General features: G+C 65.3%; 11 protein-coding genes and 1 tRNA gene. 5 read left to right on the top strand and 7 right to left on the bottom strand.

The features are described from left to right. Positions 1 to 48: 48 nt before the first annotated feature. Positions 49 to 723 (top strand): spermidine synthase, encoded by a 675-nt coding sequence (locus ACI3K3_RS24630; protein ID WP_404918582.1) that lies wholly within the window; start codon positions 49 to 51, stop codon positions 721 to 723. Between the two features lie 152 nt (positions 724 to 875). Here the strand turns inward: ACI3K3_RS24630 and ACI3K3_RS24625 are convergent, their stop codons facing one another. The 5 genes from ACI3K3_RS24625 to ACI3K3_RS24605 form a co-directional block, all read right to left on the bottom strand. Beyond that, on the bottom strand, positions 876 to 1,091 hold the full coding sequence (locus tag ACI3K3_RS24625) for a hypothetical protein (protein ID WP_404918578.1): 216 nt from the start codon (positions 1,089 to 1,091) through the stop codon (positions 876 to 878). A gap of 67 nt (positions 1,092 to 1,158) precedes the next feature. After that, a complete protein-coding gene (locus tag ACI3K3_RS24620) occupies positions 1,159 to 1,497 on the bottom strand; it encodes a hypothetical protein (RefSeq protein WP_404918576.1) in 339 nt (112 codons plus the stop codon). Positions 1,498 to 1,588: 91 nt separating this feature from the next. Then, a complete protein-coding gene (locus ACI3K3_RS24615; protein ID WP_404918574.1) occupies positions 1,589 to 2,476 on the bottom strand; it encodes a bestrophin family protein in 888 nt (295 codons plus the stop codon). Continuing rightward, entirely contained in the window at positions 2,473 to 2,676 is a 204-nt protein-coding gene (locus ACI3K3_RS24610) for a hypothetical protein (RefSeq protein ID WP_404918572.1), read from the bottom strand. The genes ACI3K3_RS24615 and ACI3K3_RS24610 overlap by 4 nt, the downstream gene beginning before the upstream one ends. 444 nt (positions 2,677 to 3,120) lie before the next feature. Then, entirely contained in the window at positions 3,121 to 4,113 is a 993-nt protein-coding gene (locus ACI3K3_RS24605; RefSeq protein WP_404918570.1) for an agmatine deiminase family protein, read from the bottom strand. 176 nt (positions 4,114 to 4,289) lie between these two features. Here ACI3K3_RS24605 and ACI3K3_RS24600 point away from each other — a divergent pair, with 176 nt between their 5' ends. The 4 genes from ACI3K3_RS24600 (at position 4,290) to ACI3K3_RS24585 (ending at position 9,154) form a co-directional block, all read left to right on the top strand. After that, positions 4,290 to 7,013: a bifunctional [glutamine synthetase] adenylyltransferase/[glutamine synthetase]-adenylyl-L-tyrosine phosphorylase gene (locus tag ACI3K3_RS24600; protein WP_404918580.1), complete on the top strand. Its 2,724-nt coding sequence runs from the start codon at positions 4,290 to 4,292 to the stop codon at positions 7,011 to 7,013. Then, positions 7,010 to 7,483 (top strand): peroxiredoxin, encoded by a 474-nt coding sequence (locus ACI3K3_RS24595; RefSeq protein WP_404918568.1) that lies wholly within the window; start codon positions 7,010 to 7,012, stop codon positions 7,481 to 7,483. The genes ACI3K3_RS24600 and ACI3K3_RS24595 overlap by 4 nt, the downstream gene beginning before the upstream one ends. Beyond that, positions 7,483 to 8,292, top strand: coding sequence for a ferritin-like domain-containing protein (locus tag ACI3K3_RS24590; RefSeq protein ID WP_404918566.1), 810 nt, complete (start codon positions 7,483 to 7,485; stop codon positions 8,290 to 8,292). The genes ACI3K3_RS24595 and ACI3K3_RS24590 overlap by 1 nt, the downstream gene beginning before the upstream one ends. 148 nt (positions 8,293 to 8,440) lie before the next feature. Further along, complete coding sequence (locus ACI3K3_RS24585; RefSeq protein WP_404918564.1) at positions 8,441 to 9,154, top strand: M23 family metallopeptidase; 714 nt, start codon at positions 8,441 to 8,443, stop codon at positions 9,152 to 9,154. Between the two features lie 121 nt (positions 9,155 to 9,275). On the opposite strand, the gene ACI3K3_RS24580 is transcribed toward ACI3K3_RS24585, so the two are convergent. Both ACI3K3_RS24580 and ACI3K3_RS24575 read right to left on the bottom strand, forming a co-directional pair. Further along, complete coding sequence (locus ACI3K3_RS24580; protein WP_404918562.1) at positions 9,276 to 9,713, bottom strand: hypothetical protein; 438 nt, start codon at positions 9,711 to 9,713, stop codon at positions 9,276 to 9,278. 504 nt (positions 9,714 to 10,217) lie between these two features. Next, a tRNA-Met gene (locus ACI3K3_RS24575) sits at positions 10,218 to 10,294 on the bottom strand. Position 10,295: the final 1 nt, after the last annotated feature.

Here is a 10,295-nt window from a genome sequence, read left to right as displayed (position 1 = left end):
GCTCAAGGCCGAAGCCACCGCGCCCGACCTTCGTGCGGACATGCCGGCATGATCAAGCGCGAACTGATCGACACCGCGTGGATTCCCGACGGGGAGAAGCTCGAACTGTACAAGCACGATCAGGACTACATGATCGTGCTGGGGCACAACGAGCTGATGTCCACGCGCAAGTGGGGCAGCGAGGAAGCTCTCGCGACGATGGCTTACGATCGCATCAAGGGCGTGACCAAGCGCCCGCACATGCTGATCGGCGGCTACGGCATGGGCTTCACCCTGCGCGCGGCGCTCCGCACGCTGCCGGAGGATTCGAAGCTGACGGTCGTGGAACTCGTGCCCGAGATCATCGAATGGGCGCGCGGGCCGATGGCCGAAGTGGCGCAAGGCTGCCTCGACAATCCCCGCGTCAACCTGATCATGGGCGACGTGGCGCACATCATCGACGGTTCGCGCGCGGCCTACGACGCGATCCTGCTCGACGTCGACAACGGTCCCGATGGCCTCGTGCGCGAGGACAACAACCAGATCTACTCCAAGACCGGCCTGCGCGCCGCGCGCAATGCGCTGACGCCAGACGGCGTTCTGGCGATCTGGTCCGCAGGCGCCGACCCCGCCTTTACCCGCCGCCTGGAACGCGCCGGCTTCAAGGTGGACGAAGTGAAGGTGTCCTCGCGCAGCAATGGCAAGGGGCCCAAGCACGTCATCTGGTTCGCGACGCCGGAGTGATCGCGAACCCGTCGTCCCGGACCTGATCCGGGACCGCTGGCAGGGAACAGCCCAGCTCTCGGCTGGCCGCCTTGCCGCAAGGCTGAGGCCTAAAGACTCGCCAGCGGTCCCGGATCAAGTCCGGGACGACGATCATCAACCGGTCAGCCGCTTCAGCCGGGCAGGCTGCGATTGCGTGCCTCGATCCGGCGCGCCTTGGCCCTGCCCGTCGCTGCGACAAGGACGCTGGTGCTCAGCAATATGCCCGAGACGAGCAGGCCGACAGCCACCAGTCCCGGCGGGCTGAAATCGGTGCGGGCATCGAGTTCGACCCATTTGCCGATTCGAATGCTGGCGCGGGTGGTCTGACGATCCTTGGATAGACGCATCGATGGCTCCTTGCCCGAGAGGTCGCGGTTCCCTGCCAGCGGTCCCGGATCAAGTCCGGGACGACGATTATCGATCGGTCAGCCGATCGAGCCAGGCCTGCGCCTGCTTCGGCTCACCCACCGCATCGGCCCTTGCCGGACCGCGCGCGGCCAGGAATTCCTGGTGGAGCGCGAAACACTCCATGTCGAGTTGCAAGCGCAGATCGTCGATTTCTTCGGCAAGCTCGTTAAGGCCGTCCACCAGCGGAGCGGCCTTGGCGCGGGTGTGCTTGTCCTTGTTGTGGCCGAACAGGCCCCACTGGCCTGCCGCCGTGACGCGCAGCGCCTCGATCAGCGCGGTTCGGTAATCGATTTCGAGGTCTGCACGGCGCGTGTCCATGCGTTCGAGACGGTCTGCTTTGGCCATGGACCGCTCCTAGAGCATTTTCAGATCAGATGGGACATCTGATGACTCGGAAAATGCGACCGACCGAAATGGGCTACGGCCGGCAGTCAACTCACCAGAGGATGCCGTGCTTGTCGACCGTGATCGGCGGCGGCGCTTCTTCTCCGATGGACTGCAACAGATCGATCTCGATGGTGCGGCACATGGCGTTCAGCGGCAGGTCGTGAACCGTATTGGCAAACGGATCGACCAGATCGTCGCCGATGGCCAGCACCGCAAGGAACATGATCCCGGCCAGGGTCGAGCCCAGCGGCGTCGCCACGCCCAGCGTTTCCACCAGGCCGATCGGCAGCAGGATGCAGAACATGTGCGTGAAGACGGTCGGGAAGAAACGATACTGGTAAGGCAGCGGCGTGTTCTTCAGCCGCTCCATGCCGCCCTGCGAATTGGCGATGTCCACCAGCACGGCTTCCATCTGCGCCTGCTGGATGGTGTCGATCCAGCCATTGCGCCGCGCTTCGTCGATGCGGCGGCCGGTATCGTCTAGGATGCCGTTGGCCACATTGACGCGTTCCAGCGAAGCGTCCGCGTCGCCGCGCGACAGCATGCGCAGCACTTCCGCGTCGGGCTTGATCCGGCGGAGTTGGCAGCGCAGCGCATTGACGTAGGCGATCTGGCGCAGGACGACGCGGCGCTTCAGTTCGGTCGCTTCCGGGTCCGGCATGAAATTCCGGGCAGCACGCGCGATGTTGCGGCTGGCATTGATCATCAGCCCCCACAGCCCGCGGCCTTCCCACCAGCGCTGATAGGCCGAGTTGCTCCGGAATCCCAGGAACAGGGCCAGTGCCGAACCGAACAGCGTCACCGGCAATTCCGGCGCATGGAACGGCAGCACGAAGTACGTCACGGTAACGATGACGTCCCAGACGAACAGCAGGGTCAGCGGCTTCCAGATTTCACGAAAGATCTGGACGGGTTGCAGCGAAGGCGTGACGATCATCGCTTAAGGGTATCTCCGTGAGCGGTAGCGGCCTTGGAGAGCGCGACGGACGTTCCCGAAACCGGCCGCAGGGTGAACCAGTCAGCCCTGTCGATCGCCACGAGGAAGCCCAGCACGCCCAGGCCGAAAAGCAGTAGCAGAAAATTGCCGACAAGCGATTGGCGAAGGCGCGCCCGCTCGGCGTCAGAAACTTGGCGCATGGTGAATCTCCTTCCAGTCACGCGAGTGGACAAGGTGGGGAAGGATAATTTCGTTTGCATCGATGGTTTGTGACAATGTTTTGCTGCAACGCAGCGGTCACGATGTGCAGTGCAGCAAAGACGACGGGATACGGCCCGCTCGCATGCACATTTTGAAATGGAATGGAAATTCCCGGGAATGCCGGTGACACTAGGCGCGCGTGCGCGCTCAGAACGGCAGGGAACCCTTCGCCAGGATCAGTGCCAGTGCGCAACTGCACACAAGAAGGGCACGCAGGAGTTCGTCCTGCCTGAGGTTCCGGGCGCTGTGCGCGAGAGCGACGATACGAGCCATGTGCGCGACGATGCACGCCGACGCGTTGCTATTCCGTTAAAACCCCTGGTCCAACGGAGGCGCGAACCCATTTTCCCGGATTCGCGCCCCGCTCCCATCCAGTCTGCGAATCAGCGCGACGGCATCTGCTGGCTGGAGCAGTGGAACGAGCCGCCGCCCGCCAGCACCGCATCCGCCATCACGCCCACCGTGTCGCGATCCGGGAACAGCGCGGCGATCGCGGCGACGCCCTCGTCATCATGCGGGGTGCCATAGATCGGCACGACCACCAGCTTCGAGGTGATCGCAAAGTTCATGTAGCTGGCCGGCTCGATCCGCGTTCCGGATTCCTGTTCCGATTCGACGCGGCCCGGCGAAGGCACTTCGGCCACCGTCACGCCCATGGCTTCGGCGCGGGCCTTCGCATCGGCGTAGATCGCGGCATTGGGATCGTTCGGACCGGTCGCGCGCGGCAGGGCCAGCACGTTCGGCGCCACGAAGCGCGCCAGATTGTCGACATGGCCATCGGTGTGATCGTTGATGAGGCCGTCGCCCAGCCAGAGCACGCGGTCATAGCCCAGGTCTCGCTTCAAGCGCATTTCCAGATCGCCGCGCGTCAGGTGCGGATTGCGATTCGGGTTGAGCAGGCACTGCTCGGTCGTCGCGACGAGCCCGGTGCCGTCGCCGTCCAGCGCGCCGCCTTCCAGAATCCAGTCGACCGTCTCGACTTCCAGCCCGGCATCGCGGGCCAGTTCGGCGCCGATCTCCTGGTCGCCGTCCATCAGGTACTTGCCGCCCCAGCCATTGAAGCCGAAGCGCATCGCCTTGAGCGCGCCATTGCCGTCGGCCACCACCAGCGGCCCGGTGTCACGCAGCCAGACGTCGCCATAGCGGCGCACTTCCAGCGAAACCTTCGAGGATACGAGCGAAGCCGCCCGTGCCCGGTTGACCTCGTCGCGCACGACCAGGCGCACTTCCTGCCCCGATTCGGCGACGGCGGAGGCGAATTCGGCCATCTGCACTTGCGCGGCTTCGAGAAAGCCCGGCCATTCCACGGGATCGTGCGGGAACCCGATCCAGATCCAGTCCTGCGGATGCCATTCGGGGGGAAGAGCGAACGTCACGGGCAACCTCCTTCAGCCGCGGCGCAGAGCTTGGCGCCGCGTGAACGGCCGAGCGGATAGAAGACCGCCGCCCTGGGAGCAATGCCTCAATGACCCGGAAATGCCTGCACTTGGCGCCGGGCTTGCCCTTTGGAGACGGGCTTGCCCTTGGCGGCGGGGGCAGGCAGGAAGCCGGGATGGATGCCGAACCGAAAGCCGACTGGACAGGCGCGATAGCGCGCGCCCGCGCCCACGCCCCCTATCTCTCCAGCGCGCTCGACCGGCTTCCCGCCCTCACCGAACTGCTGGCCGCCGGCGAGGGCGAGGCTGCGCTGGACTGGGCGCGCAACGCGGGCGAAGGCGCGCCCGGCGTCGGCGCGGCGCTGCGGCGCGAAAAGCAGGCCCTCGCCCTTGCCCTCGCGATCGGCGACCTTGCCGGGGCCTTCCCGCTGCTCAAGGTGACCGGCGAGCTCTCCGCCCTGGCCGATCGCGCGCTGGACGCAGCGATTGCCGAAGGCATCCGCCGCCGCGTGCCCGATGCCGAGCCGGCCGGCTTCCTTGCCCTCGCGCTCGGCAAGCACGGGGCGGGCGAACTCAACTACAGTTCGGACATCGACCCGATCCTGCTGTTCGATCCCCTGCTGCTGCCCCGCCGCGATCGCGACGAGCCGGGCGAAGCGGCCCAGCGCGTCGCCCGCGCGGTGGTGGAAATCCTCGCGGGCGTCACCGACGAGGGCTACGTCTTTCGCACCGACTTGCGGCTGCGCCCGGCATCGGAAGTCAGCCCGCTGGCGATCTCGATCAACGGCGCCCTCACCCATTACGAATCCTCCGCCCTCGCCTGGGAGCGCGCCGCCTTCATCCGCGCCCGCGCCTGCGCCGGAGACGTGCCGGCGGGCGAGGCCTTCCTGGCTGCGATCCGCTCGTTCGTCTGGCGCAAGAGCCTGGACTTCGGCGCCATTGCCGAGATCGGCCGCCTCACCGCGCAGATTCGCGCCAATACGCGCGGCAGCACCACCGTCGGCCTGGGGTTCGATCTCAAGAAAGGTCGCGGCGGCATTCGCGAGGTCGAATTCTACGCCCAGACCCACCAGTTGATCCACGGCGGCCGGAACCCGGCGCTGCGTCTGCGCGGCACTCGCGCCACGCTCGATGCCCTGGCCGAAGCGGGGCTGATTCCGCTCGAAGACGCCCGGCTCCTGGGCGAGAGCTACGACCGCCTGCGCACCGTCGAGCACCGATTGCAGATGATGCAGGACCAGCAGACCCACTCCCTGCCGATGAAGGAGGAACTGCTCGACGAAGTGGCGCGGCTCGACGGACTGCCGGACGGCAGCGCCCTCATCACCGAGCTTACCCGGATCACCGACGCTGTGGGCGAACGCTATGACGCGCTGGTCATGGCCAACCTGCCCACTGGCACCACCGTGTCGGTGCCGGCACCGGCGCAGGAAGACTTGCGCGACGAACTCATGCGCATGGGCTTTTCCGATCCGGACGCCATGGTCGCGCGCATCGAAGGCTGGCTTTCCGGCCGAATGCGCGCCTTGCGCTCCGACGCGGCGCGGCTGGCCTTCGAGGCGATTCGCCCCGGCCTGCTCGCCGCCCTCGCCGCCGCCCCGGAACCGGAGCGGGCAATGGCGCGCTGGGAGCAATTGCTCAACAACCTGCCCACCGCGATCAACCTGTTCCGCCTGCTGGAAGCCCGCCCGGCGCTGATCGAGCGCCTCGCCCGCATCCTCAGCCTGGCCCCGCCGCTCGCCGACGCCCTCGCCCGCCGCGCCGACCTGCTCGACCCGCTGATCGACGCCAGCGCCTTCGACCTGCCCGGAACCCTGCCAGACCTCGTCACGGAATTCGGACACTTCGAGCCGGGCGACGATTACGAGCGCAAGCTCAACATCGTGCGTCGCAAGGTCGGCGACCGCCGCTTCGCCCTTGGGGTGCAACTGATCGAAGGCGTCAACGATCCGCTCGACATCGGCCATGCCCTCGGCCGAATCGCCGAAGCCGCGCTCGTCGTGCTCACCGATGCCGCCGTGGCGGAATTTCGTGAGGTCCATGGCGGCGTGCCGGATAGCGAACTGGTGGTCCTGGGCCTCGGCCGCATGGGCGGCGGCGTCCTCACCCATGCCTCCGACCTCGATCTCATCTATCTTTTCACCGGCGACTTCGCAGGCGAATCGGACGGGCGGCGCCCGCTCGGCGCCACGCTCTACTATAACCGTCTGTCCCAGCGCGTGACCGCCGCCCTTTCGGTGCAGACCGCCGAAGGCGCGCTCTACGAGGTGGACACCCGGCTGCGTCCCTCGGGCGAACAGGGTCCGCCCGCCGCCAGCCTCGAAAGCTTCGCCCGCTACCAGCAGGAACAGGCCTGGACCTGGGAGCACATGGCCCTGTGCCGCGCGCGTGCGCTCTATGGTTCCAGCGAAGCCCGCGAGCGGCTCGGTACGATCGTCCGCGACGTCCTCACCGCATCGCGCGATCCTGCCAAGCTGCGGACGGACGTGCTGGAAATGCGCACCCGCATGGCCGGGCACAAGCCGCCCAAGGGGCCGCTCGACGTCAAGCTCATGCGCGGTGGACTGGTGGATCTCGAATTCCTGGTCCACTTCACCCAGCTCCGCAACGGCACCGGTCTCGACGCGGACCTTGGTGAAGCGCTGCGCCAATTGACCGCGCAAGGGTTGCTCCCGGCCAGCCTGGAACCGGCGCATGACGTGCTCACCCGCCTGCTCGTCGCCGCCCGACTGCTGGCGCCCGATTCGTTGAAGCCCGTGGACGCCGCCTGCATGGCGCTCGTGCGCGCTTGCGGCTATGGCCGCTGGCAAGACCTCGAAACCGCCCTCGACCAGGCCCGCGCACAAGTCGCCGCGGCCTGGGCGCAGGCCTTCGACGAAGCTTTGGAGATCACCCGATGACCACCCGTCCGGCTGCCGGCGACACCTTCCCCGACATTGCCCTGGAAACGCCCGAAGGCGGCAGCGTGAAGCCTTCCGATTTCGCGGGCCGCAAGCTGGTCGTGTTCTTCTACCCCAAGGACAGCACCCCGGGCTGCACCACCGAGAACATCGATTTCTCGGCCCTAAAGGACCAGTTCGAAGCCGCCGGTACCGCGCTGCTCGGCGTCAGCAAGGATTCCGCCAAAAAGCACCAGAACTTCATCGCCAAGCACGATCTCAAGGCACCGCTCGCCACCGATGCCGAGGAAAACGGCCTCTCCGACGCGCTCGGCATCTGGACCGAAAAGCAGAATTACGGCCGCACCTACATGGGCATGGTCCGCACCACCTACCTGATCGGACCGGACGGCAAGATTGCCCGCGTGTGGGACAAGGTGAAGGTCAAGGACCACGCCCAGCAGGTGCTGGAGGCCGCGAAGGCCCTCTGATGACCCGTTTTCCCGAAGCCGTTTCGGTCGCCGCCGCGATCCGCGAAGTGCTGCTCGAATGCGATCCCCGCGCCAAGGTGATGGGGACGCGCAAGGTGGCGCGGGACTGGCGGCTGGGCAGGCTGTCCTTCGCATTCGACGTCGCCATGCCCGAAAGTCCGGGTAGACCCGATGCTCCGGAACTGCTGCCGCCGAACCGCATGCCCAAACGCGGCAAGGGGGGCTCCGAAAAAGGGCGAATCGCCCTCTGGCACGCTTTGGCCCATATCGAGTTCGTCGCTATCGATCTTGCCCTCGACATGGCGGGACGCTTCGGGGGCGAGATGGGTGAGGCTTTCGTCAGCGATTTCCTGGCCGTCGCGGCGGACGAGGCCATGCATTTTGCACTGATCGACCGGCACTTGCGCGGCCTTGGCAGCAGCTATGGCGCCTTGCCCGCCCATGACGGGTTGTGGGAAGCGGCCCACAAGACCCGCGGCGATGTCGGCGCGCGTCTTGCGGTGGTGCCGATGGTGCTGGAAGCACGCGGCCTGGACGTCACTCCGGCTACGCTCCAACGCGTCAGGGCCAACGGCGACGAACGCGGTGCAACCATCCTCCAGCGAATCCTTGACGATGAAATCCGGCATGTTCGTTTCGGCGCAAATCATTTCGCCGACGTCGCCAAACGGTTGAACCAGGACCATGACACCCTCTGGAAAGCCCTGGTTTCCCGCCACTTTGGCGGGGCTGTTAAGCCGCCGTTCAACGACTCGGCGCGTCTCGCTGCCGGTTTATCGCGGGATCTCTACGGCAGTATTGCCTGTTAACGATCCTTCGGGATAACTCGCAAGCAGAGACGGCGGGGGGTTCCGACCATCTCCAGAAAAGGGTTTGCGCGGCGCGCCTTCGTGCGTGTTCGTCATAGATACAAGCGTCGTGGCCTCAGGGTTCGCGGCGGATAACAAGGTATTGCGAGTGGTCGTAACGAAATTCTTCGCCAAGTTCCGCGCAGTGACCGGTGCCGTCGCCGTAGCAGGATCTCTTGTCGCCGCTCACCCGGCGATGGCCAACAGCAGCGCTGCCGCTGCCGACATTTCCGCCCCGCTTCGTTCGGCCCAGTCCGGCAACCAGGCAGCCGGCGGAGAAGACGAGCAGTTCCGCAATCTCTTCAGCTCCTGGCAGAACTTCGAGGAAACCGGCCTCGCTTCCGCCAAGGCCAAGCCCTCCATTCCCGGCGCAGCAAAGCTTAGCGCGGTCTCGATCCCTTCGCGTACTCCGCTTGAAGGTCTCAAGCTGACCAGCAGCTTCGGCATGCGCAACCACCCCATTCTCGGCGGCCGCCGCGCCCACAAGGGCATCGACCTCGGCGCCCCGATCGGCACCCCGATCTATGCCACCGCAGACGGCGTCGTCGGCAAGGCTGCCTGGTTCGGCGGCTACGGCCTCTACGTTTCGCTTGAGCACGGCGGAGACCTCGAAACCCGCTACGGCCACATGTCGCGCCTCAACGTTGCCGAAGGCCAGATGGTCCACAAGGGCGACGTGATCGGCTTCGTCGGCACCACCGGTAACTCGACCGGCCCGCACCTCCATTATGAAGTCCGCGTTGACGGCCAGGCCGTGAACCCGATCCCCTACATGCAGGGCGATCGCATGGCGGCAGCCGAAAACGGCGCCACCGGCGGCTGATAGAGTTCCAGATCGGCAAGGAGCTGCACCAAGACAGCCCGGCCACAACGGTTTGGAGAGGAGGGAAGAGGCGGCCGAAAGGCCGCCTTTTCTTATGCCCGACGCTTATTGTGGATGCAGCTTACCGACATGCAGCATCGGCGGCCATTCCCCTCGGAACGCATAGATATCGTTCTTTACCAGCGCGCAGAGCTCCGGGTTCCCGCTCGGGGTAATTGCGCTCTTTTCCGAGGATTTGCAGCGCCGCGTCGCTGTTGAAGCGACGGTTGTCCTGCTTCCGCATGCGGTCGGTGACGTGGTCCATATGCCCCGGCCACCATTTCAAGTCGTGCTCGGCAGCCACCGCGCGGCCCAGATCGCCCGACTGGACGCATATCGAGCGCTCCATCCTCGCGCCTTCATCGACGATCGTAACGACAGCGGCATTCGAGGAAGAATTTCCCCAATGCGTGACCGCTTCCTGGAAAATGCCATCCGCATCGTGCGGAACGGATCTCGGCTCTGGCGAATGGGTTCCGGTGTCCGCAAGCAGGGCCAAAGCGACAAACCGCGTTATCATATCGATGCTCCGATCCAGAAACCAGGCATGGATGCGCCAGACGGTACTCGGAGTCGACACTCAGAAAGCAACGATCGATATCCTTTCCGTAAGTGCACTGACGAAAAAAGGGCAGCACCACCCAGCAGTTAGGGATGGAGCTACTGTAGATCACCGCCTGCGGTCGGGGCGGGAAATCCCGAGAGTAGTACAGTTAGATTCCGGTCGGACCGAAATCGCTCAATTCGGGAAGGCGAAGTGCATGGATCAAAGCAGCGCTATCGCGGGCGCGAGAATTCCCGTTGAAGCGCGCGTCCCATGGCCTGAAGGTCATTGGTAACTGCTAGAGTCCAGGAGCGCATACCCGACTTCACTGCCTCCTCGCGCATTGTGCTGCCGGCCTCAGCATTTCGTCCTCGATGGAAGAGATATCCGCGTCGAGTTTCTTTCTGCTGGAGCTATCTGCGTGTGATGGAATCAAAAACGCCCCCGAAGCTGTAGCTTTGGAGGCGTTGCAAATAGAGATGGTTGCGGGGGTAGGATTTGAACCTACGACCTTCAGGTTATGAGCCTGACGAGCTACCGGGCTGCTCCACCCCGCGT

The sequence above is a fragment of the Novosphingobium sp. ZW T3_23 genome, assembly GCF_044987305.1.
Classification (GTDB): Bacteria; Pseudomonadota; Alphaproteobacteria; order Sphingomonadales; family Sphingomonadaceae; genus Novosphingobium.
This window is presented reverse-complemented; position numbering and strand designations above follow the sequence as displayed.